Here is a 26,471-nt window from a genome sequence, read left to right on the forward strand (position 1 = left end):
CGGGTGCATGGCGCTGCATGTCCACCTCCGGACGGGGTCAGCTTCGGCTGGCACCCCGCGTACCAGGAGCTACGCGCCACGAAGGTGTGGTTGGCCGTCGATGTCGAAGCCTGGATCGCCGAACACCGACGGCCCCGACCAGCCGACGACGAGTAGGCCCGCCGGCCGGTCGGACCCAGTGATCGACTCCACTTCGCCGAGGTGGCGGGGTAGCGGTTCCCGGGATGCCGCCGCTCCCCCGAACTGGCGCCCGCTCGACCCGAGGAACCGCCCAGAGCGCCAACCCTTCGCGTTCCGCACCCGGGTCAGCGGATTGCGCCGGCAGGAACCCCTCCCCAGACCAAGGCGCCGCCCTTACCCAGCGCGGTGCCAAACTGCGCCTCCCCGTGACCCAAGCCGGGCGATCATGAAGTTATCGTCACGACACGCCGGGCGGGGTGAGGATAACTTCATGATCGACTCAGCCGCCGGATCAGACGTGCCTCGTCGCGTCGACCGTCCCTCGTGGCCCCCGTTCGACGCTCAGGTCGTACCCCCGGACGGGTGCCGGTCAAACGGCGGTCAGCGAGCCGCCGGCGGGGTCCAGCGGAAGCGCGGCTGGCGGCGCTCGTTCACCGCCGCCACCCCCTCGCGGGCCTCGCCGCTGTCCCGCACCTGGGCGTGCCACCAGGCGATCCGGTCGGCGTCGGCGCGGCCGTCGACGATCTCCTTCGCGGCGGTCACGGTGAGCCGGGACCGCTCGGCGATCGTGGCGGTCAGCGCCGCCACCCGGCCGGCCAGCGCGCCGGCCGGCAGCACCTCGTCGACCAGGCCGATCCGCGCCGCCCGCTCGGCGTCGATCAGCTCGCCGGTGAAGAGCAGGTGCTTGGCCGCGGACGGCCCGACCAGCCCGGCCAGCCGCCGCGTGGTCGGCGCGGGATAGACCAGGCCGAGCCGGGCCGGGGGTACGCCGAAGCGGGCGTCCGCCGCGGCGAGGCGCAGGTCGCAGGCGACGGCGAGCTGGCAGCCGCCGCCGACGCAGGCGCCCTCGATCGCGGCCACGGTGGGGCGGCCGAACGCGGCGAGCCGTTCCTCGGCGGCCACCGCGATGCTGCCGTCACCGGCCAGCAGCTCGTCCAGGTCACCGAGGTCGGCGCCGGCGCAGAACGTGCCGCCCGCGCCGGTGAGCACGAGCGCCCGTACCGTCGGGTCGGCCTCCAGGCCGTCGAGCAGCACCGGGAGTTGGCGCCACATGGCCGGGGTCATGGCGTTGCGGCGGGCCGGGTTGTGGATCACCACGGTCGCCACCGGGCCGGTCACGGTGACGGTCAGCTCCGCGTCGGACATGGGTCCGACCGTAACGGGCGGGGTCCGGCGACCACCCGCGTGGGTGGTCGCCGGACCCCGGGTTCGGGCGGTCAGGTCAGGAGACGTTGACCGCGGTGTCGTCGATGACGAACGAGGTCTGCAGGAAGGCGTCCTCGGTGCCGGCGAACTTCAGCGTGACCGTCTGCCCGGCGTACGCGGCCAGGGAGAACGACTTCTGGCTGTAGCCGGTGGCCTCGTTCAGGTTCGAGTAGGTCGCCAGCGTCGCCAGCACGGAGCCGGACGAGTTGAGCACCTGCACGTTCAGCTTGTCGTACTGCACGCTCGTCGTGACTTCGGCGGAGTCGATGTGCAGCCAGAAGCTGAAGGTGTAGGTCGAGCAGCCCGACGGCAGGCTCACCGACTGCGCGATGTTCTCGCTGCTGCTGTAGCCGTAGCCGTTCAGCCAGGAGAACCGGGTCCCGCTGTGCGCCGTCTGACCGCTGTAGGAGCCGATCGTGCCGGTGGTGCCGGTCCAGGGGCTGGTGCCGGTCTCGAAGCCCGGGTTGCCGAGCTTCTGGCCCGCGCCGGTGCAGCCGCCGCTGCCGCCGGTGACGGTCAGCGAGTACGTCGCGGTCTTCGTGCCCGACGTGGCGCTGCCGGTGACCGTCACCGAGTAGGTGCCGGACGGGGTGCCCGAGCTGGTGGCGATGGTGAGGGTGGACGAGCCGCCGGAGGTCACCGAGGCGGGGCTGAACGACGCGGTGGCGCCGCTCGGCAGGCCGGACGCGGAGAACGTCACGGTCTGCGCGGACCCGCTGGTGGTGGCCGTGGCGACGGTGGCGGAGACGGAACCGCCCGCGGTCACCGACCCGGCGGTCGGGGAGAGCGAGACGGAGAAGTCGTTGCCGGTGGAGCTGCACGGCGCGTCGCTGCCGGCGACGTTCACCGCGGTCCACGCCGCCTGCACGGTCTTGTACTCGGTGGAGCAGTTGCCGTACAGGTCGGTCGCCGCCCGCAGGGTGTACGCGCGGGCGGTGTTCGCCGGGTTGCTGGTGCTCACGTACTGGGTGTTCGAGGTGAAGTACACGTCGAGCGCCCGGTACCAGATCTTCTCCGCCTTGGCGCGGCCGATGCCGGTGACCGCCGGCGCCGAGCCGCAAACCGGCGACGTGCCGTACGCCGTCGAGCCGGTGCCCTCGGCCAGGTTGAAGTAGAAGTGGTTGCCGACGCCGGAGGAGTAGTGCACGTCCTTGTTCTTGGTGCTGGTGGACCAGCACGAGTCGGACCTGCCGTCCAGCGACGGGTTGTACATGTAGCGCAGCGGCGTGCCGTTGCCGTTGATGTTGATCTTCTCACCGACGTCGTAGTCGCCCGGGTCGCTCGGCGCGGCGGCGTAGAACTCCATCATGTTGCCGAAGATGTCGCTCGTGGACTCGTTGAGGCCGCCGGACTCACCGGAGTAGACGAGCCCGGACAGCGCCTCGGTGACACCGTGGCTCATCTCGTGCCCGGCCACGTCCAGCGAGACCAGCGGACGGGAGTTGCTCGACCCGTCGCCGTAGGTCATCTGGGCGCCGTCCCAGAAGGCGTTGACGTAGTTGTTGCCGTAGTGCACCCGGCTCGGCACGCCCTGCCCGTTGCCGAAGATGCCGTTGCGCCCGTGGATGTTCTTGAAGTAGTCGAACGTCTTCGCGGCGCCGAAGTGGGCGTCCACGGCGGCGGACTGCCGGTTGGAGTTGGAGCCGTTGCCCCACACGTTGTCGGCGTCGGTGAAGGTGGTGCAGCTCGAGGTGCCGTTGTTCATGTCGCAGGTGCGGCCGTTGCCGTGCGACGGGTCGATCATCTGGTAGGTGCTGCCGGAGAGCGTCGTGTCGATGCTCACCGAGCCGGTGTAGATGCCCTGGCCGCTGCCGAGCACCGACTCGATCTCGTCGTACGAGCCGATGACCTTGCCGCTTGTCGCGTCGGTGATCACGTGCAGCTTCGACGGCGTCTGCTTGTCCGCCTTCCACCCGGTGGCGACGGTCTCCCAGGCCAGCCGACCCTTGCCGGTGGTGGCGTCGACGAAGAGTTCGGGCGCGCCGACGGAGGTGAGGCTGCCGGTGAACGCCTTGCGTGCGCTGGCCTTGGCCGCAGCCGCGCCGACCTTGGCGGTGGTGCCCAGGGTGAGCGGGGCGGACAGGCCGACCGAGGTGCCGGTCATGGTGCCGTTCGGGGCGGTGTGGACGACGAAGTCACCGCCGTAGACCCGCAGGCCGTGGTAGGTGCGGGCGTAGCGGGTGTGCGCCGCCCCCGAGGGGTCGACCTTGGTGCGGACGGCCTGGTACGCCTCCCCGCTGGTGCCCTGGACGGCACCGGGGTTGGCACGGAGCAGGCTGTCGGCCCGGGCCGCGGCGGCGGGCTCGGGGTTTGCGGCGCCAGGTGCTGCCGCGTGCGCCGTGGTGGTGACGCAGGCCAGCACGCCGCTGGTGAGCAGCGCTGCGCTGGCAGCGGCGACGGTTCTTTTCACGGGCCCTCCTGAAAGGAAGTTGTGACGGGGGTAGTCACTGATGTAGATATAGCTGAGACATCGAAGGACGTGAAAGAGATCGGCGGTTTCCCGTCCGAGACACTGACCGAACGGATGAGGGAGGCGCGGTGGACCGGAACCATGTGGCCCCGTCGCGCGTCCGATCGGTATGAGAGCAGCCCCCGCCATGGCGGCCACCGTCGCCGTCATCCTCACCCCGCTCGCCGGCTGCGCCCGCGCCGACACACCGGCGCCCGTCGACCCGGCCGCCACGCCCGCGCCCGCGCCCGGCGTCAAAGTGACGCTCGTGAAATCCGGTGGCATCGTCGGGCTCACCGACACCATCACCGTGCGGCCGGACGGGAGCTGGACCAGGACCGACCGGTCCGGCACCGCCCGCGACGGCCAGCTCACCGAGGCCGAACTCGACCGGCTGCGGCAGCTCACCGCCGACCCCCGGCTGACCGCCGAGGCCGCCGTCACCGTGCCGGCGACCATGTGCGCCGACGCGTTCAACTACCGGCTCACCATCGGCTCGACCACGAGTTCGTACGTGGACTGCCCGCCTCAGGCCACTCCGCCGCCCGCCACCGCCGAGGTGGTCGGCCTGCTCACCCGCGCAACCGGCTAGAAGACGAAGTCCGGCGGCATGCCGGTGCCGCGCAACTCCGGCGGCAGGTGCGCGACGTCGTTGACCGCGATCAGGTTCGGCGGGCCGCCGGCGCCGAAGCGGATCACGGTCAACCCCGCGTTGTGCAGGCCCAGACCGAGCCAGCGCCGCTCCGGGGCGTCCAGCGCGTGTCGCACCAACCAGGCGATCAGGAAGCTGTGCGTGACCACCAGTTCGCGTACGTCACCCTCGGCCGGCACGGCGGCGAAGCGCGCCACGGCCTCCGCCGTCCGGCGCGGCCCGTCGACCCGCTCGGCCGCGTCGTAGCCGGCCAGCATCCCGGCGTACGCCGGTGGCAGGCCGGTCGGATCCGTGTCGTGGGGCAGGTGGTCACCCACGCTGTCGGAGCAGTGCACGGGTACGCCGGGAAGCGCGGCGACCACCAACTCGGCGGTCTCCGCGGCCCGCAGGAGCGGCCCGTGGTGCACCGCGTCGATCCGCGCCCCGCGCAGCCGCTCGCCGAGGAGGGCCGCCTGCCGCCGCCCGCGCGCGGAGAGGCCGGTGTTCCCCTCCACCTCCGCCTCGTCCTGCTCGCCGTGTCGAGCCAGGAACAGCAGCCGGCTGGGCATCTGTCACCTCACCATGATCGCCGAGGGACGACCTTAGTCGCCCCTCCCGATGCCCGCTGCCCCGCGGTCAGCCGTTCGCCCACCGCTCCCGCGGGTGCATCTGGCCGATCCGGATCCGGTTGCCGAACGGGTCGCGTATGCCGAAGTCGATCCCGTACGGCCGGTCGGTCGGCTCGTCGGTCACGTCCACGCCCTTGGCGACCAGATCCGCGTACGCCTTGTGCGCGTCGTCGGTGGTGAGGAACAGGAAGCCGCCCGCGGCGCCCTTGGTGAGCAGTTCCCGCACCTGCTCGGCGGTCTTCGGATCCAGCGCCGGCGGGCCGGGCTTCTCCAGCAGGATCTCCCGCGCGGGGTCGCCCGGCACGTTCACCGTCAGCCAGCGCATGAAGCCGAGATCCTGGTCGGTGTTCACCTCCATGCCCAGCTTGCCGACATAGAAGTCGAGCGCCTCGTCCTGGTCCAGCACGTAGATCTGGGAGCGGGAAATCGAAGTCATCGTCATGCCACGAACGCTAGAGCAAGCCCCTGACCTGCTGCTTATCCAAAACTGCTCGGTCTGGTCCAGGATTTCGCGAAGCAGCTCGGCACGTTCGCCACGGCGGTCCGGTGCCGCCGGAAGTCGCTCGGCGACTCGCCGACGACCTGCCGGAACGTCCGGCTGAACGTGCCGAGGCTGGCGAAGCCCACGGCGAGGCAGATGTCGGTGACGTCCCGGTCGGTCTCCAACAGCATCGACATGGCCCGCTCGACCCGACGGCGTTGCAGGTAGCGGTGCGGGGTCTCGCCGAACGTGGCCCGGAAGGTGCGGATGAAGTGCGCCTGCGACACGTGCGCGATCCGCGCCAGCGCGGGGATGTCGAGCGGCTGCGCGTACGCCCGGTCCATCGCGTCCCGAGCCCGCAGCATGGCCCGGTTCGACTCCTCCACCCCCCGACTCATGAAAGGCGGGGGCCCTTGTTAACGCCTTTGGTATAGGAGGGGGCCCCTTTTAACACCCCCGCACCTCGCGCGCCCATGTCACGCCTCCCAGTTCTGCCCGGTGCCGTCGTCGCCGAGGACTGGCCGAGCGGCCGATTCGCCGACGCCCCGATGCGCAGGAGGGTAACCGCATGACCGACGTCGATTGACCGACAGTCACGGGAGGAGCTCCGGATGGACTCGCTGCGGAAGACCTCGCTGGTGGCGGGCGGCTGCTACGTGCTCACCTTCGTCTCCATCCCGACCGTCGCGCTGTACGACCCGGTACGCGACGCGGACTACCTCGTCGGCGGCGGGTCGGACACCCCGGTCGCCCTCGGCGGCCTGCTCGAGACGATCGTCGCGCTCGCCTGCATCGGCACCGCCGTCGCGCTGTTCCCGGTGCTCAAGCGGCAGGGTGAAGGCCGGGCGCTGGGCTTCGTCGCCGCGAGGGTGCTGGAGGCCGCCGGCATCCTCGTCGGCGTCGCGAGCATCCTGACCGTGGTGGCCCTGCGGCGGGCCGGAGCCGGCGCGGACGCGCTCGTCACAGGCCAGGCGCTGGTCGCGCTCTACGACTCGATGTTCCTGCTCAGCCAGAGCCTCATCCCGGCCGTGAACGCATTGTTGCTGGGTTCCCTGCTGTACCAGTCGCGCCTGGTCCCGCGCGTACTTCCGCTGCTCGGGCTCGCCGGAGCGCCCCTGCTCGTCGCTGCCGACCTCGGCGTCCTGTTCGACCTCTGGGACCGGCTGTCGCCGGTGACAGCGGTCGCGGCCCTGCCCATCGCGGTGTGGGAGTTCTCGCTCGGCGTCTACCTGCTCGTCAAGGGTCTCCGGCCCGCGCCGGTCACCGCAGGCGGCCCCGTCTCCCCCGACGACCGGGCCGACCAGGACATAACCGTCTGACCGTCGGGGGGAGACGGGGCGGGCTGCGACGCCCTGTGGAATTGGAGCCCCCGGCCGGGATCGAACCGGCGACATCTCGCTTACAAGGCGAGTGCTCTGGCCAGCTGAGCTACAGGGGCGCGTGTGACGGGCTCAGCATAGCGACTGGCCACCGGAAATCCCGCCTGGCAGTGCTCCCGACCACGGAAAACATCACCTTCCCGACCGAGATCGGCCGATGGATCGTCGTCGAATCGCTTCGAAAGCCGGGAGATTGATGCCTCGCCGTGCCCTGCTGACCGGAATGTCCATACCCGCTGTCCCACCCGCTGCTCCTCGCCTTGGCACAAACGCGAAAGCCGTTTACGGTGCAGTGACACGGACGACACTCCGGGCCGGCTCCGGCTGCCTGGGTGACGCACCGTCGGGCCGGCACCCTGGGTGCCGGTCGCTCCTTCCACTCGGATCGTCCGGCACGTTCCTGCCGGTGAAAGGAAGCGCTCCATCATGGCTACGGTCACCTACGCGAAGGCGTCCCGGATCTATCCGGGCACCGAGCGCCCCGCCGTCAACCAGCTCGACCTGCAGATCGGTGACGGGGAGTTCCTCGTCCTGGTCGGCCCGTCCGGCTGCGGAAAGTCCACCAGCCTGCGGATGCTCGCCGGTCTGGAGGACGTCGACGACGGCGCGATCTACATCGACGACCGGGACGTCACCCACCTCCCGCCGAAGGCCCGCGACATCGCGATGGTCTTCCAGAACTACGCCCTCTACCCGCACATGACGGTGTACGAGAACATGGCGTTCGCCCTCAAGCTGCGCAAGACCTCGAAGGCGGAGATCGACCGGCGGGTCAAGGAGGCGGCCAGCCTCCTCCAGTTGGAGGAGTTCCTCAGCCGTAAGCCGAAGGCGCTCTCCGGCGGTCAGCGCCAGCGTGTCGCCATGGGCCGCGCGATCGTCCGCGAGCCGCAGGTCTTCCTCATGGACGAGCCGCTGTCGAACCTCGACGCCAAGCTCCGGGTGCAGACCCGTACGCAGATCGCCTCGCTCCAGGCGAAGCTCGGTGTCACCACCGTCTACGTCACGCACGACCAGGTCGAGGCCATGACCATGGGGCACCGGGTGGCGGTCATGCTTGACGGCGTGCTCCAGCAGGTGGACACGCCCCGTACGCTCTACGACACCCCGGCCAACGTCTTCGTCGCCGGTTTCATGGGCTCCCCGGCCATGAACATCAAGACGGTGCCGTTGACCGAGCAGGGCGGCGCGTTCGCCGAGATGACCATTCCGCTGACCCGCGAGCAGATCGCGGCGGCCCGCGCCGAGGGCGGCGACGGCAAGGTCACCGTCGGCTTCCGGCCGGAGGACTGCGACCTGGTCAGCCCGTCCGAGGGCGGCATGCCGCTCGTGGTCGAGCTGGTCGAGGACCTGGGCTCCGACGCCAACATCTACGGCCACGCCGCGCTCGAGGGCCACGACGAGCGGTTCGTGGTCCGCACCGACCGGCGCAACATGCCGAGCATGGGTGCGACCGTGTTCGTCAAGCCGCGTGCCGGCCGCAACCACGTCTTCAACGCCGCCACCGGCAAGCGGATCTGACGTACGCGAAAAAAGGGGCGGTCCGCCACGGCGGACCGCCCCTTTTCGTCTGCGGTGTCAGGCTTCGGCGGCCCGGCGGCGCGCGACCTCGGCGAGCGTGACCGCGGCGGCGACGCTGGCGTTGAGCGACTCCACGTCGGAGACCATCGGGATGCTGACGGTCAGGTCGCAGGTCTCGCCGACCAGGCGGGACAGCCCGCGACCCTCCGAGCCGACCACGACGACGAGCGGGCCGGCCGCGGCCTCCAGGTCGTAGAGGTCGGTCTGCCCGTCGGCGTCGAGGCCGACCACGACGAAGCCGGCCTCCTTGCACGCCTTGAGCGACCGGGTCAGGTTGGTGACCTGGGCGACCGGCACGCGCGCTGCCGCGCCGGCGCTGGTCCGCCAGGCGGTCGCGGTGATCCCGGCGGCACGCCGCTCGGGTACGAAGACACCCTGCGCGCCGAACGCGGCGGCCGACCGGATGACCGCGCCGAGGTTGCGCGGGTCGGTGACGCCGTCCAGCGCGACGAGCAGCGGGGCGGCCTGTTCCAGCGCGGCGGCGACCAGGTCGTCGAACGGCTCGTAGGCGAACGGCGGCACCTGGAGGCCGACGCCCTGGTGCAGCACCCCACCGGTCATCCGGTCCAGCTCGGCGCGGCCGACCTCGAGGATCGCGATGCCCCGGTCGGCGGCGGTGCGGACGATCTCCTTGACCCGGTCGTCGACGTCAATGCCCTGCGCGGTGTAGAGCGCGGTCGCCGGCACCTGGGTGCGCAGCGACTCCAGCACCGGGTTGCGCCCGACGAGCAGCTCGGGGCTGTCCTTCGCCGGGTTCGACTTGCGGCCCGGGGCGACCCGGGGACCGCCGGACCGGCCGGTCGGCCTGCCGCCGCCGCTGCGGCCCTTGACGGTGGGTACGCCCCGACCGCCGCCCTTGCCCCAGGTGGTGTCCTTGCTGCCGGGTTGGCCGATCTTGGGCGCGCGGCCCTCCTCGGCGGCGGCACGGCGCTCCTTGTCCTGCTTCCAGGCGGTGCGCTGGGGCAGCTTCTCGGTGCCGGAGTATGCCTTGTGCCAGGGCCGTTCGTCGGCCGGCAGGGTGCGACCCCGGCCGGCGAGGGCGTCCTTGTTCTTGCCACCGGTGCCCTTGGGGGCGCCTGCCTTCGGCGTCAGTCGCCGGCCACGGCGCTGTGAGTTGCCGGCCATCAGTCCTGCTCTCCAATAGTCCAACGCGGGCCCTGGGGGGTGTCCTCGACGGCCACGCCAGCCTGCTTGAGCTGGTCGCGGACGGCGTCGGCGGCGGCCCAGTCCTTGCGGTCGCGGGCCTGGGCGCGCTGCTCCAGGGCCAGCGCGACAAGCGAGTCCACCACACCGCGCAGGTCACCCGCGCGGTCGCCGCCGGTCCAGGCCGGATCCAGGGGGTCGACGCCGAGGATATCCAGCATCGCCCGGGTGGCGGCCAGCGTCGTGCGGACGGTCACATCGTCGCCGCCGCTCAGCGCCGTGTTGCCGTCCCGGACCACCTCGTGCAGCACGGCGAGCGCCGCCGAGGTGTTGAGGTCGTCGTCCATCGCCGCCACGAACCCCGCCGGCAGCCCACCGGGTCGGCCCGCGCCGACCCGTTCGGCCGCCCGCTGCACGAAACCTTCGATCCGCCGGTACGCGACCGCGGCCTCCCGCAGCGCGTCCTCGGAGTAGTCGATGCGGGACCGGTAGTGCGCGGCGGCGTAGTAGTAGCGCAGCTCCACCGGGCGCACCCCGAGCGAGGCCACGTAGTCGAGGTCGAGCGTGTTGCCGAGCGACTTGCCCATCTTGGTGCCGCCGATGCTGAGCAGGCCGTGGTGCACCCAGTAGCGGGCGAACGGCAGGTCGGCGGCCTGCGACTGGGCGATCTCGTTCTCGTGGTGCGGGAACGTCAGGTCGAGCCCACCGCCGTGGATGTCGAACTCGGCGCCCAGGTAGCGCCAGCACATCGCCGAGCACTCGATGTGCCAGCCGGGCCGGCCGCGACCCCACGGGGACGGCCAGGCGGCGTCGGCCGGTTCGCCCGGCTTGACGCCCTTCCACAGCGCGAAGTCACGCGGGTCCCGCTTGCCCCGGTCGGGGGCGTCCCCGGCGGGCTGCATGTCCGCCGGGGACTGCCCGGACAGCGAGCCGTACGCCGGCCAGGAGGCCACGTCGAAGTAGACGTCGCCGGAGCCGTCGGTGGCCGGGTAGGCGTGCCCGGTGTCGATCAGGCGGGCGATCAGCTCGTGCATTTCCGGGATGTGCCCGGTGGCCCGCGGCTCGTACGTCGGCGGGAGCACGTTGAGCGCCCGGTAGGAGGCGGTGAGGATCTGCTCGTTCGCGTAGGCGATGGACCAGAACGGCCGGTCCTGCTCCATGGCCTTGGCCAGGACCTTGTCGTCGATGTCGGTCACGTTGCGGATGAAGGTGACCTCGAGACCCTTGCTCAGCAGCCAGCGACGCAGCACGTCGTAGTTGACGCCGGAGCGAAGGTGGCCGATGTGCGGGGGCGCCTGGAGCGTGAGACCACACAGGTAGACCCCCACCTTGCCGGCTTCCCGCGGGACGAAGTCCCGCACCGATCGGGTGGCGGTGTCATACAGGCGTAGCGTCACCTCACAAGGGTAGCCGTCCGCACATTTCCCGGTTGGCCGGAGCCGGGTCGTACGCTGCGTGCTGTGGACGCGCAGGCACGCCCGGGAGAGACCGCGCAGACCCTGGACCGGGGTCTGCGGCTGCTGCACCTCGTCGCGGACGCGCCGGGCGGGCTGACCGTCACCGAGGCGGCGCACCGGTTGGGCATCGGGCGGGCGGCGGTCTACCGGCTGGTCGGCGCGTTGACCGGGCACGGCATGCTCCGGCGCGACGGCGCGGGCCGGCTCCGGCTGGGTGTCGGCGTGCTGCACCTGGCCCGACGCGCCCAGCCCCTGCTCGCCGAGGGGGCACTGCCCGCGCTGCGCCGGCTCGCCGAGCGGACCGGGGCCACCGCGCACCTGACCGTGGTCGAGGGCGGCGAAGGGGTCGCGCTGGCCGTGGTCGAGCCGAGCTGGACCGCGTTTCACGTGGCGTACCGGACCGGTTCCCGGCACCCGTTGGAGCGGGGCGCGGCGGGTCGGGCCGTGCTCGCCGGCCGGGCCGGCGACCCCGGGCCGGTCAGCACCAGCGGGGAGCTCCAGTCCGGGGCGTACGGGGTGGCCGCGCCGGTGCTCGGGGTGCCCGGGCTGGAGGGCAGCGTCGGCGTGGTGTCGCTGACCCCGTTGGACGTGACCGAGGTCGGCACCCAGGTCACGGCCGCCGCCGAGGCGGTCGCCGCCGCGCTCGCCTGACGGCCCCCTCGCCGGCTGCCGGCCGCTCGCCGGCCGGCCGGCAGCTCGGCGAAGTGGCGCCATCAGAGCCGGGTGGATACCGCCACCTCGGCGAGATGGAGTCGATCATCCCGCTTCCATCCCGCCCTGAGGGCTCCGCTTCAGGCGACGGCCGTCCATGTAGGCCAGCGCCCCTCAACGCTCCCCACCAGCTCGCCCCACTCGCCCGACGCTCAAGTGGCAATTCGATCGACCCGACCGGTCACCCGCCGCCACTTCGGTGAAGTGGCGGCATCCCACCCGGTCGGATAGCCCCACCTCGGCGAAGTGGAGCCGAGCATCAGCCTCGGACCGGTCCAGCGGGCCGTGCAGCGCAGTGCAATCGCCGCCAGCTCGGCGAAGTGGCGCTGTCGGAGGCGGTCCGACCACACCACCTCGGCGAACTGGAGTCGATCTTTGACCAAAGATGGGGGTAAGGGCGCGTAGGCATAGCACATCGAGCGGCCGGGTGGTGGGTTGTCCACAGGAGCGGCGGAGGAGATGGGCCGCGGTTATCCACAGGGGTATCGGTCGGCCTCGGCTCGCCGCCACGCTTGTCGCATGCCACCTCATCCGCATCGACCGCCGCAGTTGGCATGGCAGGTCTTCCGGGGCTCGGACGCCGTCCGGCGCGGGCTGTTGTCCCGCCACCATCTCCGGGGCGCATCCTGGGTCAGACTTCGGCAGGACGTCTACGCCGATGCCCGCCTGGACCGTGACCACGCGTTGGCGTGCCGGGCCGTCCTGCTTCGCATGCCGCCCGGCACACTGATCGCAGGCCCGTCGGCGGCCTACCTGCACGGCGTCGAACACGCCGCCGATTTCACGGACGACGTGCACGTCCTTCTGCCAGTCATGGTCCGGGCCGATTCTCATCCGGGTGTCCGGGTGCACCACGCCCCGATGGCCAGCGCGCGCAGCGGCCTGCTGGTTCCCGCCGGTGCCGTGCCTACCGTTCCCGTCCCCCCGACCGACCGGCCAACGGGCGGCGCAGCCATCGCCTCGCCGACGGGCTTCGCTTCGGCCACGTCCGCCGAGGCACGGAGCCTGACCGGACCACCCACCCCGACCAGAGGACCCAACCCGACCAAGACGACGGCCCTCACCAGACCGGCAGGGCCGACCAGACCAGCGGGAAAGACCAGGCCACCAAACCCCACCAGGCCATCGGACCGGAGCGGGCCCCCGCCACGCACCGTGCCCGCCGTCTGTGCCTGGGAAACGGCGGTCTGGGCGGATCCCGTGCAGGCGGTCGGCATCATCGACGGGCTCCTGCGGATCGGGGCGGTCGGTCAGTCCGGCCTGGCCGCCGAAGCGGCCCGGAACACCGGCCGTCCGGGTGGCCGCCGGGCCTCCTGGATATTCGGCCTGACCGACGGCTGCGCCGAGTCACCGCCCGAGTCCCACCTGCGGGTGCGTTTGATGTTCGCCGGTCTGCCGCGTCCAGTGGCGCAGCATCCGGTGCGCGTGTCCACCGGCCTCGTCCTGCATCCGGATCTGGCCTGGCCGGAGTTCCGGGTGGCGGTGGAGTACGACGGTCAGTGGCACGTCGATCCCGACCGGATGCACCTCGACCGCCGTCGACTCAACCAACTCGTGGAGGCCGGTTGGCTGGTGCTGCACGTGACCGGTCGCCGCCTGCGCAACGAGTTTCCGCCCCTGGTCCGCGAAATCCGCGCCGCCCTGGTAGCTCGGGGGTGGCGGCCGTGAGCCGCCCACCTCGGCGGCCCTGCCGAGACGCCCACCGCCGCCCACCAGGCACGGAGAAGCCCGGGCGACCAGCGCCGCCCGGGCTTCTCGTTGGTGCGGGGTGGTTACGGCCGTGCGTTGGGCTTCAGCGGGGTCTTCACCGCCGCGTAGGCGTCGACGACCCCATAGCCGTAGAAGCCGTTGAAGTTCAGCGAGCCCGCGCAGTATGCGTCGAACTCGGCGCTGCGGCCCTCGTTGGTGTAGGTCTGCAGCCGCGGCTCCGGGCAGGCGTGCTCGGCCGCCGTCCGGTAGAGGTGCTGTTCGACCTGGTCCGGCGCCATACCGAAGCCGTCCCGGCCCTGCTTCTTGCCGAACCGGCTGACGATCAGCGCGGCCACGCCCGCGGCGTGCGGGGACGCCATCGAGGTGCCCTGGAGGTAGGTGTAGTAGCCACACTCACCCTTGGCGGTGCACTGCTTGAACACCGATTCCTCGAAGCCGGCCACGATGTCGCCGTTCTCGTCGACCGCCCCTTCCTCCTGAAGCACCTTCTTCGGGTACGTGGAGAGGATCATGTTGGCGTCGGTGAGATAGCTGTCGGTGCCGAAGCCGTCCCGGAACCAGCCGCCCGGTGCCGCCACCGCGGTCTGCTCGGTGCCGTAGTTCGAGTAGTCGGACTTCTTGCCGGACGGGCCGACCGCCGACACGCTGATCACGTGCGGGCCCTCGGTGGGCAGGTCCCAGCAGCTCGCGTTGTCGATCGGCCGCGGGTACGGGTCGGAGCCGTAGTCCGGGCTGCTCACGTCGGTGCGGGGGGCGCCCAGGTCCTCGTGGTTGTTGCCGAGCGCGCCGACGAGCGTGACGCCCTTGCGGTGAGCGAAGGTCAGCGCCCGCTTCATGGCCTCGATGATGGTCCGCTGCTCGGCCTGCGCCTCCGGCGAGTCGGCCGGGTTGGCGGTGCAGTTGTAGAGCCACGGGTCGACGTAGAACGACATGTTGACCACGTCCAGCCCGGAACGGCCGGCGTGGACCAGCGCGTTGACCACCGGGTTGAGGAAGAAGTAGCCGCTGTCCTGGCCACCCTTCAGCTCGACCAGGGAGACCTTCGGGGCCACGCCGGAGAGGCCGAAGCCGTTGGCGGCGGCGCCGATCGTGCCGGCCACGTGCGTGCCGTGCCCACCGTCGTCGGTGCCGACCGGGTCGAGGCAGCTCGCCACCTCGCACGGTCCGTCGATGTCGGGGATGTCCGGCGCGAAGTTGCGCGACAGCGCCCAGTTGAAGTTCGGTGCGAGGTCGGGCTGGCTGGCGTCGACGCCGGTGTCCAGGACGCCGACGGTCACCCGGCGGTCACCGGGCTCGATCTTGCGGGCCTTGTCGGCCCGGATCATGTCCAGACCCCAGAGCTTGTCGTCCAGCGGGTCCATCTTCTTGGCCTTGCCCTTGGCGGCCTTGCCCTTGCGCGCGCCGGGGGTCGTCAGGTGCTCCTGCTCGACCCGGTCCAGCTTCGGCTTGCGGCCGATCGCCTTCTCCTCGGCGGCGCCGACCAGCGCGCCGGCGGCGGTGGCCCGGCTCGCGAAGTCGGCCCGGTCGCTGGTGACCTGGAAGAGACCGACGTCGTCGGTGCGGGAGACGACCGTGCCGCCGGCCGCCTTGATCGCGGCAATCGCGGCGTCGGTGGACACACCACTCTCCGCCAGCACGGTGAAGGTCCGGGTGCTGGACGGCGCGGCGGTCGCCGGGACACCCAGGCCGGTCACCGTGAGTGCCAGCGAGGCCGCGACCGCGACCGCGCCGGCGGTGAAGCGCTTGCTCACCACATCAGATCCTCTCGTTGAGGGACGTGGCAGTCATCCCACAACACGGGAGCGGGTTTCGCCAGATGCACGTCCGTAATAGGCCGCAATCAGGCATTCGCGCTCGTCAGCGCGACCACCACGTCGGGCAGGTCGACCAACGTGGACCCTCGGCGTCGCGAGCGACACCTCGGCCGCTACTACCGCTCGCCGGCCAGCGCCGGCTCCGCCGTGACCGGTGCCGCCACGCCGGGGCCGGCCCGCATCTCGTCCACCCGCACCAGGGCGACCCCGCCGACGATGAGTACGCCGCCGACCAACTGGATCGCGCTCGGCAGTTCGTTCAGCACCAGCCAGGCGATGAGCACCGCGAACATCACCTCGGTCAGCCCCACGAAGGAGGAGAGGCGGGCACCGAGCAGCCGCGCCGCGGCGACCCCGGTCAGGTACGCGACCACGGCGGCGATCAGCGACAACCCGGCGATCGGCACCAGCCAGCTCATCCGGTGCCCGGCGAAGCTGACGTCGGCGGTGCTGGCGGCCAGCGGGAGGACCCCGACCGCGCCGAGCAGCAGCAGCGCCACGGCGCCGACGGCCATGCCGCCGCTCGCCATCACCACCGAGGGCAGGTCGGCGTCGATGCGGCCGGCGATGACGAAGTATCCGGCCAGCCCGATCCCGGCGCCGAGCCCCCAGAGCACGCCCACCGGGTCGAGGCGGCCGGCGCCGGTGAGGTCGAGGACCAGCACGAGCCCGGCCAGGGCGGTGATTGATCCGGCCACGGTCAGCAGCCGGGGACGCTGCCCGTGGACCAGCCACATCCACCCGACCACAAGCACGATGCCGAGGTATTCCAGCAGGAGCGCCACACCGACCGGGAGGTAGCGGACCGCGTTGAAGAAGCACGCCTGGGCCAAGGCCACGCCGAGCAGCCCGAACAGCACCACGGTCAACCCGGCGCGGCGCAGCACCGGCCACCGGCCGCGCAGTGCCAGCAGGGCGGGCACGGCCAGCACCAGCGCGGCGATGCCGACCCGGGCGATCACCACGGCCACCGCCGACCACTCGCCGGTGACCAGCGGGCGGGCGAACGTGCCCGAGGTGGCGAACGTGACCGCGGAGAGCAGGGCCAGGCCGAGCCCGGCACCGGACCGTTCACGCATCGGCAACTCCTGGTCATGAGTGAAAAGCATTACGATGATGACGCTAGGGGTGGTCCACGACAGGAGTCAAGTTGCTTTTTGCTCATGACACCGAATGCGGGCTGGCTGCTGCCGCCGCGCTTGTGAACACCGCCGGCCCGGGCCGGGAGAGCCTGCCCGACGTGGCCGCGCTCGATGAGTTCTTCGCCGCGCACGGGTGGAGCGGCCGGCACGAGCACACCGACGCCGAGCTGCGCCAGGTCCGCGCGCTACGACCCCGGCTGCGCCGGATCTGGTACGCCGACACCGACGAGGTGGTGGAGATCGTCAACGGGCTGCTCCGCGAGTCCCGCGCCCTGCCGCAGCTCATCCGGCACGACGACGAGCCGTACCATCTGCACGCCGTGCCCCGCGACGCGCCGCTGGCGACCCGGATGGCGGTCGAGGCCGCGATGGCCCTGGCCGACCTGGTCCGGGCGGGCGAGCTGAGCCGGCTACGCCGGTGCGACCACCCCGACTGCGACAACGTGCTCGTCGACCTGTCGAAGAACAGGTCCCGCCGGTTCTGCGACGCCGGCTGCGGCAACCGGGCCGCGGTCAGCGCCTACCGGGCGCGCAAGGCGTCCCACTCCTGACGGACCCCGGGCCAGTCCTCCCGGCGCAGCTCGTACTCCACCTCGCCGTGCTCCGTACCCGGAATCGGATCGTCGAACGTCAGGTGGAACGTGCGGACGTAGCGCAACCCCGCGCGGGCCAGCACCGCGCGGGACCGGTCGTTGACGGCCATCGTCTGCGCCCACACCCGGCGGAGGCCGACCGTGTCGAACCCGTGCCGCACCAGCGCCCGCGCGCCCTCGGTGGCCAGCCCGTGCCCCCATACCGCGCGGCGCAGCCGGTAGCCCAGCTCCCCCTCGCCGCCGTCGTCGGACGGGTCGAGCGCCAACCAGCCGAGGAACTCACCGGTCAACCGGTCGAGCACGGCCCAGCGGCCGAGGCCGGGATGACTGTCGTACTGCGCCAGCAGCCGGGGCAGCACCTCGTCGCGGATCGTCCCGGCCGGCGTCGGCACCCCGTTGGTCAGGAACCGCATGACCACCGGATCGGCATCCAGCGCGACCAGCCGATCCACGTCGTCCATGGTGAACCGCCGCACCGTCAGGCGCGCGGTCTCCAGCAACACCCCGTCATCGCCCACCGCCGGATCATCCCGCCCCGCCCAACCCCCGAGCGAGGCATTTACCGCCGCGGCGCACTGCGGTAGATCTTGGAAGAATTGGGCCCCTCCGAGGGCCGTTTCTTTCCAAGATCTGTAGTCACAGGGCTAGCCCGGGAGGTCCTCCGCGACCCACAGGCCACGACCCTGCAAACCCACGACCAGGCCCCGGTCCTGAAGGATGATGATCGCCCGCTGCACGGTCGTGACGCTCACGCTGTAAAGGTCGGCAAGTTCCCTGTAGGTCGGCAGACGCTCGCCCGGTGGGTATTCGCCATTTTTGATCCGGGTGGTCAGGTCCTCGGCAACCTCTCGGTAGCCGCCGCTCGGTATGGGCATGGAGGTTCCTTCGTTCGGCACCTTCCATCGGATCATGAGCAATACCCGCCTTCAAGACCAACATTGCCTTAGGTACTAAAGGTCTCTAAGCTGTCAGTCGTGGCGAGGTTCCTTCGTTCGGCAAGCGACGAACCGAGCCATGCAGCAGTCCGCGGAATGGGCACGAGGTTCCCGAGCAGGGCGTCGTGGTGGGACCGCCCGCTCCCCCGGCCGGGCGGTCCCACGGCCGGGGCGGCGATGTCACAAACGACTCAGCTCGAAAGGGACCGCCCATGCCGTCACCCGACCGGCCGCACCTGCCCCTGCGCCCGCTCTGGCTCTGCCGCGCCTGCGGCGCGCCCTGGCCGTGCGCCACCGCGCGCCTCACCCTGGTCGGCGAGTACGCCACCGACCCGGTCGGCCTCAGCGTGTATCTCTGCGGCGTGCTCTACGAAGCGACCGCCGACCTGCACCGGCTGTACCCGGACGACCGGCTCGACCCGGCGGTCCTGTTTCACCGTTTCCTCGGCTGGGCCCGCCGTCGGGCGATGCCCTGACGTCAGGGGTGGGTCATCCGGAGCAGGTCCAGCGCCTCGTCGAGCTGGGTTTCGGTGAGCTTGCCCGAGTCGACGTGGCCGCGGGAGATCACCACCTCGCGGATGGAGACCTGCTTGGCGAGCGCCTCCTTGGCGATCGAGGCGGCCTCGTCGTAGCCGAGGTGGCGGTTGAGCGGGGTGACGATCGACGGCGACCCCTCCGCGTACGCCAGGCAGACCTCGGCGTCCGCGACCAGGCCGGCCACCAGGCGCTCCGCGAAGAGTCGACTCGACGCGGCGATCAGCTTGATCGACTCCAGCAGGTTCCGGCCCATCACCGGGAGCATCACGTTCAGCTCGAAGTCGCCCTGCGAGCCGGCGAAGGCCACCGCCGCGTCGTTGCCGACCACCTGGGCGCAGACCTGGCGCATCGCCTCGGCCACCACCGGGTTGACCTTGCCGGGCATGATCGACGAGCCGGGTTGGAGATCGGGAATCCGCAGCTCACGCAGGCCGGCGCGAGGGCCGGACCCCATCCAGCGTACGTCGTTGGCGATCTTGTAAAGGCTGACCGCGACGGTGCGGAGCTGGCCCGACGTCTCCACAAGCGCGTCCCGGGCGCCCTGCGCCTCGAAGTGGTTGCGCGCCTCGGACAGCGGCAGGCCGGTCGAGTCCCGCAGCCGCCCGATCACCTTGCCCGCGAAACCCAGCGGCGTGTTGATGCCGGTGCCCACCGCGGTGCCGCCGAGCGGCAGCTCGGCCAGCCGGGGCAGCGCCATCTCCAGCCGCTCCACGCCATAGCGGACCTGCGCGGCGTACCCACCGAACTCCTGCCCCAGGGTGACCGGGGTGGCGTCCATCAGGTGGGTCCGACCGGCCTTGACGACGGTCTCGAACTCGGCCGCCTTCGCCTCCAACGCCATGGCGAGCTGGGTCAGCGAGGGAAGCAGATCCTCCACCACGAACTGGGTGGCGGCCAGGTGGATCGAGGTGGGGAACACGTCGTTGCTGGACTGCGACGCGTTGACGTGATCGTTCGGGTGGACGTCCCGGCCCAGCTCGCGGCTCGCCAGCGACGCGATCACCTCGTTGGTGTTCATGTTGGACGAGGTGCCGGAACCGGTCTGGAACACGTCCACCGGGAACTGGTCGTCGTAACCGCCGGCGACCACATGGGCGGCGGCGGTGGCGATCGCCTCGGCCACGTCCGCGTCGATCACCCCCAGCTCGCCGTTGACCTGGGCAGCCGCGCCCTTGATCTGGGCCAGCGCCTTGATCTGGGCCGGTTCGAGCCCACGCCCCGAGATCGGGAAGTTCTGCACCGCGCGCTGCGTCTGTGCCCGCCACAGCGCCTCGGCGGGCACCTCCACCTCGCCCATCGAGTCGCGTTCGATCCGGTAACCGGTCGCCTCTGGAGTCGTCACCCGTACCATCCTGCCCCGCCACCCGCCGACGTGCAGGGAAAGCCGACCGCACCTCAACCCAGCTCGGCGAGCAACTCCTCGGTCGCCCGCCGGTCCGGCGACTCGACCTGGCGGAACAGCGCCAGCGCCCGGGTGGCGTACCGGCGGGCCTGCGCCGGGTCGGTGTCGCGCAGGCAGCGGGCCAGCCCGTCGAGGGCCCGCCCCTGCTCGTAGCGGAGGCCGAGGCGGGTGGCGTCGGTCATCACCCGCCGGTGCAGGTCGAGCGCGGTGTCCACGTCACCGAGCGCGCGCAGGGCGCGGGCCAGCAGGTTGCGGGACGCGCACTGCCCGACCCGGTCCCCGGCGTCGGTCATCGCCAGCAGCGCGGCGCGGTGCCGGGCCTCGGCCTCGGCCGGACGACCCGCCTCCTGTTCCATCAGGCCGATCTCGTTGAGGATCTCCCCCTCGCCGAAGCGGTTGGCGCTGGACCGCTTGACCCGCAGCGCCGCCCGGAGCAGCCGGCGGGCCGGCCCCAGGTCGCCCATCCGGTGCCGGATCATGCCGAGGTGCCCGATCGCGTTCCCGGTGTGCCGGAACTCACCGCCCTCCCGGGCCAGCAGGACGTGCTGGCGGGCCGCCCGGAGGGCCAGGTCGTACCGGCCCCGGAAGAGCAGCACGATCGAGAGCATGTTGAACAGGGTCGCCATCAGCCCGGCGTCCTCCGGGTAGCGGGCGGTCCGGTGGGCCTCGTCCAGGCACTCCAGACAGCGTTCGTACTCGTCGCCGCCGAAACACGCGGCGGCGAGGTTGCCGAGCGCCTGCACCCGTTCCTGACGCAGGCCGAGCCGGCGGTAGCGGTCGACGACCGCCTCCATCAGCCGGACCGACTCCGCGTAACGGCCGAGGCGGAACTTCGCCGAGGCGAGATAGTTCATGGTGATGGCCACCGCCTCGTCGTTGCCCGACACGGTCGCCGCCCGCAGGGCCACGTCGTGCGTCTCGACCAGCTCGTCGAGGTGGCCGCCGACGAAGTTCGACCACCAGAACGCCCGGGTGAGCTGCCAGCAGTGGTCGAGCAGGCCCTCCGACTCGGCGAGGCGCACCAACGCGGTGAGCGTGGCCCGGTTCTCGTCGAACCAGGACAGGCCCCGCTGCTCCTGGGTGACCACCAGGTCGGGACGACGCGGCGGCGGGAGCGCGACGTTCGCCATGCCGCTCGGCTTGGCCTCGGCGAGGATCGCGAGAGCCGCCGCCACCTGAAGGTGATATTCGATCAGGCGGTCGACACCGTCGCGTCGTTCCTCCGCACGCTCGGACTCGGCCAACAGCCGGCGGGCGTACTCCCGCAGCAGGTCGTGGAGGCGGTAACGGCCCGGCTCCACCTCCTCCGCCAGATGCGCGTCGACAAGCTCGTCGAGCAGGTCCTGCGTCTCGGGCAGCGGCAGCTCGATGAGCGCCGCCGCCACCCGGTTGTCGAACCGCACCCCCGGGTGCAGCCCGAGCAGCCGGAACAACCGCCGGGCCGACGCCGACACCTGGGCGTACGACAGGGCGAAGGCGTGACCGACCGAACGCTCACCGGCCGCCAGCTCGGCCAGCGGATCCTGTGCCTCGGTCAGCCGCTGCGCCAGGTCGGCGACCCGCCAGAGCGGACGGTGCGCCAGGCGGGCGCCGGCCAGCCGGATGGCGAGTGGCAGGTAGCCGCACCGCCTGACCACCTCGTCCGCAGCCGCCGGCTCCGCGCCGATCCGGTCGGCGCCGACGACGCGGCCGAGCAGTTCGAGCGCCTCGTCCGGGTCCAGGACGGACAGCGAGTGGGGACGCCCGTCGTCGAGACCGACCAACCGGCGGCGGCTCGTCACCAGCACCAGATTGTCCGGGCCGCTGGGCAGCAACGCGGCGGCCTGGCGGGCGCTCGCCGCATTGTCCAGCACCACCGCGGCCCGCCGGTCGGCGAGTTCGGAGCGCCACATGGCCAGCCGGTCCTCCGGGTCGACCGGCACCCGCTCAGGGGGCACCCCGAGCTGCCGGAGCAACGTGCCGGCCGCCGCGGCGGCGGTCAACGGGGTGCGCTCGCTGTAACCGTGCAGGTCGATGAAGAGCTGCGCGTCCGGGAACTGCTCCCGCACGGCGGTCGCGACCTGCACGGCGAGGGTGGTCTTACCGCTCCCGGCCATCCCGTCGATCAGGTGCAGGCGGGCGCCCTCGGCCACGATCTCCTTCACCAGCCGGGCCATGGTCTGCTGCCGCCCGGTGAAGTCGCTGATGGCCCGGGGCAGGGCGCGCACCGGAACGGCCCGGGGCGCGACCGCCGGCCCGTTCCCGGCGTCGTCACCGGCGAGCAGCCGCTGATGCAAGGTCTGCAGCGCCGAGCCGGGTTCGATGCCCAGCTCCTCGGCGTAGATCCGCCGCCCCTCCCGGTAGACGGCGAGCGCGTCCGCCTGCCGCCCGAGCGCGGACAGCGCCTGCATCAACTGCCCGCGCAGCCGTTCCCGCAGCGGGTGACGCTCGACGTTCTCGGCCAGCTCGTCGACCAGGTCGGCCGCCCGGCGCAGCCGCAGCTCGACGTCGACGCACTCCTCCAGGATCGCGAGCCGCTGCTCGTCGAGCGTCTGCGCCCGCCGCCGTACGCTCCGGGCGGGAATGCCGGCCAGCGCGGGGCCGCGCCACAGCGCCAGCGCGGCCCGGTAGTGCTCCCGCGCCTCGGCCGCCCGACCGGCGCCGACCGCCGTGCGGGCGGTCTCCACGATGCGGGCGAACACCTCGGCGTCCAGATCGTCCGGCCCGACCCGGATCCCGTAACCGGCGGGGTCGGTGACGATGGTGTCGGCGGGCAGGCCCAGCACCACGAACCGGTGCCGCAGTCGCGACACGCAGATCTGGAGCTGGGCGCGGGCGGTGGCCGGCGGGCGTTCCTCCCAGATGGCGTCGACAAGCTCCTCGGTCGGCACCACCCGACCGGCGCGCAACAGCAGCATGGCGAGCACGATCCGGTCCCGACCTGCGGTGACGGTGGCTTCACCGCCGCCCACCCGCAGCGGGCCCAGGATCCCGAACCGCATCTGCGACCCCCGTACGCCCGGTTGCACCTTCCAGCAGCGTAGCCCGACGATCACCGAACGCCGCGTGGAGGCGATAGTGATGTGATAGCGGATCGACAGCGCCTGCGCCCAGACTCAATCCGGTTGTCGGTGACGGCATCCGACGGGGGCGGTGCGCCTGCCCGGCCGCGAGGCTGGTCAGGCGCACCGATGTCGATGCATGGCGGACACGCCGAGGGGCGCCCGGGCCAGGCCAGGACGCCCCTCGCGTACGTCGGTGGGGTCAGCGCCGGCCGACGGTGAGCACCGGCTTGGTGACCTCGGCGAAGAAGTCGTTGCCCTTGTCGTCGACCACGATGAAGGCGGGGAAGTCCTCCACCTCGATCTTCCAGACCGCCTCCATGCCCAGCTCGGCATATTCGAGCACCTCGACATGCTTGATGCAGTCCTGGGCGAGGCGGGCGGCCGGGCCGCCGATCGAGCCGAGATAGAACCCGCCGTGGGCGTGGCAGGAGCGGGTCACCTGAGCGGACCGGTTGCCCTTGGCGAGCATCACCATCGAACCGCCGGCCGCCTGGAACTTCTCCACATAGGCGTCCATCCGGCCGGCCGTGGTGGGGCCGAACGAGCCGGAGGCGTAGCCCTCGGGAGTCTTGGCCGGGCCGGCGTAGTAGACCGCGTGGTCGCGCAGGTAGTGCGGCATCGGCTCACCGGCGTCCAGCCGTTCGGCGATCTTCGCGTGGGCGATGTCACGCGCGACGACGAGCGGACCGGTCAACGACAGGCGCGTCTTCACCGGGTATTTCGACAGCTCGGCGCGGATCTCGGCCATCGGCCGGCGCAGGTCGACGCGGACGACCTGCTCGGTGTCCAGTGTCTCGTCGGTCACGTCGGGCAGGAAGCGCGCCGGGTCGGTTTCGAGTCGTTCCAGCCACACGCCCGACGGGGTGATCTTGGCGACCGCCTGCCGGTCGGCGGAACAGGAGACCGCGATGGCGACCGGGCAGGAGGCGCCGTGGCGGGGCAGCCGGACCACCCGCACGTCGTGGCAGAAGTAGCGACCGCCGAACTGCGCGCCGATGCCGAAGTTGCGGGTCAGCTCCAGAACCTCGGCCTCCAACTCGAGGTCACGGAAGCCGTGCGCGCTCATCGAACCCCGCGTCGGCAGCGCGTCCAGATATTTCGCCGAGGCGTACTTGGCGGTCTTCAGGGCGTACTCCGCGGAGGTGCCGCCGATGACGATCGCCAGGTGGTAGGGCGGGCAGGCGGCGGTGCCGATCAGCCGCAGCTTCTCCTCCAGGAACTGCATCATCCGCGTCGGATTCAACAGCGCCTTGGTCTCCTGGTAGAGGTAGGACTTGTTGGCCGAACCGCCGCCCTTGGCCATGAAGAGGAACTTGTAGGCGTCGGGATGCCCGTCCGGGTCCTCGGCGTACAGCTCCACCTGCGCCGGCAGGTTGCTGCCGGTGTTCCGCTCGTCCCACATGGTCAACGGCGCGAGTTGGGAGTAGCGCAGGTTGAGCCGGGTGTACGCCTGGTAGACGCCGCGTGAGATCGCCTCCGCGTCGGCGCCGTCGGTGAGCACGTGCCGACCGCGCTTGCCCATCACGATCGCGGTGCCGGTGTCCTGGCACATCGGCAGCACGCCGCCGGCCGCGATGTTGGCGTTGCGCAGCAGGTCGAGCGCGACGAACCGGTCGTTCGGCGAGGCCGCCGGATCATCGATGATCGACCGGAGCTGGGCCAGGTGCGCCGGGCGCAGGAAGTGGGCGATGTCGTGCATGGCCTCGGCGGTCAACGCGGTGAGCGCGGCCGGTTCGACGGTGAGGAACCGGCGGCCACCCGGGCCGTTGACGACGTCCACGCCCTCGTCGGTGACCAGGCGGTATTCCGTCTGGTCCGGACCGGTCGGCAGCAGGGGCGCGTACGAGAAGGCGGTGGCACTGCTCATGACCGAAAAGCCTAGGGCAGAGCGATCGATCGGTGACACCCGCCGGTGGGTCGTGGGACGCCCATCTCACCGCACGTCACTTCCCGTCGGCGCAGAGCTCCCGCTTCGGCCCGCAACTGCCCTGGTCGCTCGGGGGACGCCAGGTGTCGGCCGGGTCGGGCGCCGGCACCGCCCCCTGGTCCGGCCGGGACACCCCGGCGGCGGTGGCGCCCCAGCGGACGTACCCGATCTCCCGCCCCTCACCGATGATCATGCCGTTGGGGCCGACCGCCAGGGCGTTCCCCGACGTGCGCAGCTCGACCAGCGTCCGACCCCCGCGAGGCTCGACCGCGACCAGCCGGGACGGCTTCTCCTCGCTGATCACCACCGCGTACGGGGTGAGCGCCGCGCCGCTCTTGCTGCCCGTCGGGCGGGTCCACCGGGTGCGGTCGGCCGCCAGCTCACGGCCGAGCAGCGAGTCCTTGCCGGCGCCGCGCACCACCGCGTACCTGTCGTCGACGGCGAGCAGCTTCTCGCCCTCCGCGCCGACCTGGAGCGGCCGTCCGTCGTACCCGTCGAGCACCGCCTCGCGGCCGTCCGGGGCCACCCCGATGAGCACGTTGCGGGCGCCCTGCGGATCCTCCCGCTGCACGCAGCCGGCGGAGTCCGCGGTGCGCAGGTTGATCCCGGTCCGCCGCCACACCTGCTGGCCGGTGGCCGGGTCGACGGCGGTGATGACGAAGTAGCAGCTCCCGTCGCGGGAGGTCGCCGCGATCCGGAGCAGCCGGCCGCCGACCACGGACAGCCGCTCGTCGCGGCCGGGCTCGACGTTCTGGAGCACCCGGCCGGTCGCGGTGTCGAGCACGTGCACCCGCCCGTCGACCGGGAAACCCAGCAGCGGCGGGACCGACTCCGGCCCGGCCACCTCGCCGTCGATGCGGGTCGCGTCCAGCCGGCGGGTGCCGCGCAGCTCCGGGTTGTCGGCGAGCAACCCGCTGTGTACGCCGGGCAGGAAGGCGGTCCACAGCGGAGCGTTGCCCCGCGGCTCCCAGGCCCGCAATGTGCAGTCGGTCGGCTCCACGCAGTAGGCGTCGAGCAGCAGGTTGCGGTAGGTCCAGACGGCGATCGCGCGATCGTCGCGGCGACGGGTCACCCCGGTCACCGGGTCGAGCACCTCGTACCCCTTGTTCAGCAGCTTGCCCACGGCGACGACCGACTCGCGTCCGCTGCCGGCCACCGCGGACCAGTCGGCCTTGCGCTCCCAGAGCTGGGTGCCGTCGGCGAGGTTGCGCGACTCGACCCGGGTGCGCTGCTCCACGATCACGGTGTCACCGGCGATCGTGACGCTGCGTGGGGTGCCGCCGACGCGCTGCTGCCAGACCACGTCCGGCTCGGAGATCGGCTTGCTCCGGTCGACCCAGTCCCACAGGCCGGGGAAGGGGTTCCAGACGCCGGTGGCGGCGAGCACGACCACGGTGATGAGCCCGAGCAGCAACCAGCCGCGTGCGCCTAGGCCCTTCACACCCGACACGGTAGCGACGATCACCGGTCCGCCGGGCTTCGCGCGGGGCGTGTCGCGCCGCTTCTTGCGCGGCGTCAGGTGT

22 protein-coding genes and 1 tRNA gene are annotated in these 26,471 nt (G+C 71.7%); 7 read left to right on the forward strand and 16 right to left on the reverse strand.

The features are described 5' to 3' along the window. Positions 1 to 561: 561 nt before the first annotated feature. On the reverse strand, positions 562 to 1,326 hold the full coding sequence (locus tag O7619_RS01245; protein ID WP_282285144.1) for an enoyl-CoA hydratase/isomerase family protein: 765 nt from the start codon (positions 1,324 to 1,326) through the stop codon (positions 562 to 564). 76 nt (positions 1,327 to 1,402) lie between these two features. After that, a complete protein-coding gene (locus tag O7619_RS01250) occupies positions 1,403 to 3,796 on the reverse strand; it encodes a M4 family metallopeptidase (protein ID WP_282285145.1) in 2,394 nt (797 codons plus the stop codon). A gap of 187 nt (positions 3,797 to 3,983) precedes the next feature. On the opposite strand from O7619_RS01250, the gene O7619_RS01255 reads away from it, so the two are divergent. After that, entirely contained in the window at positions 3,984 to 4,427 is a 444-nt protein-coding gene (locus O7619_RS01255; protein ID WP_282285146.1) for a hypothetical protein, read from the forward strand. Here the strand turns inward: O7619_RS01255 and O7619_RS01260 are convergent. The 3 genes from O7619_RS01260 to O7619_RS01270 all read right to left on the reverse strand — a co-directional run bounded on the left by O7619_RS01260 (position 4,424) and on the right by O7619_RS01270 (position 5,974). Beyond that, positions 4,424 to 5,035 (reverse strand): histidine phosphatase family protein, encoded by a 612-nt coding sequence (locus tag O7619_RS01260; protein ID WP_282285148.1) that lies wholly within the window; start codon positions 5,033 to 5,035, stop codon positions 4,424 to 4,426. The genes O7619_RS01255 and O7619_RS01260 overlap by 4 nt on opposite strands. Before the next feature lie 67 nt (positions 5,036 to 5,102). Beyond that, a complete protein-coding gene (locus tag O7619_RS01265) occupies positions 5,103 to 5,537 on the reverse strand; it encodes a VOC family protein (RefSeq protein WP_282285150.1) in 435 nt (144 codons plus the stop codon). A gap of 35 nt (positions 5,538 to 5,572) precedes the next feature. Beyond that, positions 5,573 to 5,974 (reverse strand): AraC family transcriptional regulator, encoded by a 402-nt coding sequence (locus tag O7619_RS01270; RefSeq protein WP_282285153.1) that lies wholly within the window; start codon positions 5,972 to 5,974, stop codon positions 5,573 to 5,575. 213 nt (positions 5,975 to 6,187) lie between these two features. Here O7619_RS01270 and O7619_RS01275 point away from each other — a divergent pair, with 213 nt between their 5' ends. After that, a complete protein-coding gene (locus O7619_RS01275) occupies positions 6,188 to 6,895 on the forward strand; it encodes a DUF4386 domain-containing protein (protein ID WP_282285155.1) in 708 nt (235 codons plus the stop codon). Positions 6,896 to 6,937: 42 nt separating this feature from the next. On the opposite strand, the gene O7619_RS01280 is transcribed toward O7619_RS01275, so the two are convergent. Continuing rightward, a tRNA-Thr gene (locus O7619_RS01280) sits at positions 6,938 to 7,014 on the reverse strand. A 367-nt stretch (positions 7,015 to 7,381) separates the two neighbouring features. Between O7619_RS01280 and ugpC the strand changes: the two genes are divergently transcribed. After that, a complete protein-coding gene (gene ugpC / locus O7619_RS01285; protein ID WP_282285157.1) occupies positions 7,382 to 8,473 on the forward strand; it encodes a sn-glycerol-3-phosphate ABC transporter ATP-binding protein UgpC in 1,092 nt (363 codons plus the stop codon). A 57-nt stretch (positions 8,474 to 8,530) separates the two neighbouring features. Here ugpC and rlmB read toward each other — a convergent pair whose 3' ends face one another. Together rlmB and cysS are read right to left on the reverse strand one after the other, a co-directional pair. Then, complete coding sequence (gene rlmB, locus O7619_RS01290) at positions 8,531 to 9,658, reverse strand: 23S rRNA (guanosine(2251)-2'-O)-methyltransferase RlmB (RefSeq protein WP_282285160.1); 1,128 nt, start codon at positions 9,656 to 9,658, stop codon at positions 8,531 to 8,533. Then, positions 9,658 to 11,073, reverse strand: a complete 1,416-nt coding sequence (gene cysS, locus O7619_RS01295; RefSeq protein WP_282285162.1) for a cysteine--tRNA ligase — start codon at positions 11,071 to 11,073, stop codon at positions 9,658 to 9,660. Before cysS ends, rlmB begins: the two co-directional genes overlap by 1 nt. Before the next feature lie 63 nt (positions 11,074 to 11,136). Between cysS and O7619_RS01300 the strand changes: the two genes are divergently transcribed. Then, the gene (locus tag O7619_RS01300) at positions 11,137 to 11,784 is read left to right on the forward strand and encodes a helix-turn-helix domain-containing protein (RefSeq protein WP_282285164.1); all 648 of its coding nucleotides are present in this window, start codon (positions 11,137 to 11,139) and stop codon (positions 11,782 to 11,784) included. 1,215 nt (positions 11,785 to 12,999) lie between these two features. Next, a complete protein-coding gene (locus O7619_RS01305; RefSeq protein WP_282285165.1) occupies positions 13,000 to 13,512 on the forward strand; it encodes a hypothetical protein in 513 nt (170 codons plus the stop codon). Between the two features lie 104 nt (positions 13,513 to 13,616). On the opposite strand, the gene O7619_RS01310 is transcribed toward O7619_RS01305, so the two are convergent. Together O7619_RS01310 and O7619_RS01315 are read right to left on the reverse strand one after the other, a co-directional pair. Beyond that, on the reverse strand, positions 13,617 to 15,305 hold the full coding sequence (locus tag O7619_RS01310) for a S8 family serine peptidase (protein WP_282285166.1): 1,689 nt from the start codon (positions 15,303 to 15,305) through the stop codon (positions 13,617 to 13,619). A 179-nt stretch (positions 15,306 to 15,484) separates the two neighbouring features. Then, positions 15,485 to 16,447, reverse strand: coding sequence for an EamA family transporter (locus O7619_RS01315; RefSeq protein ID WP_282285167.1), 963 nt, complete (start codon positions 16,445 to 16,447; stop codon positions 15,485 to 15,487). Between the two features lie 71 nt (positions 16,448 to 16,518). On the opposite strand from O7619_RS01315, the gene O7619_RS01320 reads away from it, so the two are divergent. Beyond that, entirely contained in the window at positions 16,519 to 17,061 is a 543-nt protein-coding gene (locus O7619_RS01320) for a CGNR zinc finger domain-containing protein (RefSeq protein ID WP_282285168.1), read from the forward strand. Here O7619_RS01320 and O7619_RS01325 read toward each other — a convergent pair. Together O7619_RS01325 and O7619_RS01330 are read right to left on the reverse strand one after the other, a co-directional pair. After that, positions 17,031 to 17,621: a GNAT family N-acetyltransferase gene (locus O7619_RS01325; protein WP_282285169.1), complete on the reverse strand. Its 591-nt coding sequence runs from the start codon at positions 17,619 to 17,621 to the stop codon at positions 17,031 to 17,033. The two genes, O7619_RS01320 and O7619_RS01325, sit on opposite strands and share 31 nt — an antisense overlap. A gap of 126 nt (positions 17,622 to 17,747) precedes the next feature. Next, positions 17,748 to 17,978: a winged helix-turn-helix domain-containing protein gene (locus tag O7619_RS01330; protein ID WP_282285170.1), complete on the reverse strand. Its 231-nt coding sequence runs from the start codon at positions 17,976 to 17,978 to the stop codon at positions 17,748 to 17,750. A gap of 272 nt (positions 17,979 to 18,250) precedes the next feature. On the opposite strand from O7619_RS01330, the gene O7619_RS01335 reads away from it, so the two are divergent. Beyond that, on the forward strand, positions 18,251 to 18,514 hold the full coding sequence (locus O7619_RS01335; protein ID WP_282285171.1) for a hypothetical protein: 264 nt from the start codon (positions 18,251 to 18,253) through the stop codon (positions 18,512 to 18,514). A gap of 2 nt (positions 18,515 to 18,516) precedes the next feature. Here the strand turns inward: O7619_RS01335 and O7619_RS01340 are convergent, their stop codons facing one another. From O7619_RS01340 to O7619_RS01355, 4 genes are all read right to left on the reverse strand, one after another. After that, positions 18,517 to 19,926, reverse strand: a complete 1,410-nt coding sequence (locus O7619_RS01340; protein ID WP_281586339.1) for a class II fumarate hydratase — start codon at positions 19,924 to 19,926, stop codon at positions 18,517 to 18,519. A gap of 44 nt (positions 19,927 to 19,970) precedes the next feature. Then, the gene (locus O7619_RS01345; protein ID WP_282285172.1) at positions 19,971 to 22,958 is read right to left on the reverse strand and encodes an AfsR/SARP family transcriptional regulator; all 2,988 of its coding nucleotides are present in this window, start codon (positions 22,956 to 22,958) and stop codon (positions 19,971 to 19,973) included. A gap of 262 nt (positions 22,959 to 23,220) precedes the next feature. Beyond that, positions 23,221 to 24,888, reverse strand: coding sequence for a fumarate hydratase (locus O7619_RS01350; protein WP_282285173.1), 1,668 nt, complete (start codon positions 24,886 to 24,888; stop codon positions 23,221 to 23,223). A 76-nt stretch (positions 24,889 to 24,964) separates the two neighbouring features. Beyond that, complete coding sequence (locus O7619_RS01355; RefSeq protein WP_282285174.1) at positions 24,965 to 26,398, reverse strand: PQQ-binding-like beta-propeller repeat protein; 1,434 nt, start codon at positions 26,396 to 26,398, stop codon at positions 24,965 to 24,967. Positions 26,399 to 26,471: the final 73 nt, after the last annotated feature.

The organism is Micromonospora sp. WMMD998 (assembly GCF_029581235.1).
Taxonomy (GTDB): domain Bacteria; phylum Actinomycetota; class Actinomycetes; order Mycobacteriales; family Micromonosporaceae; genus Micromonospora.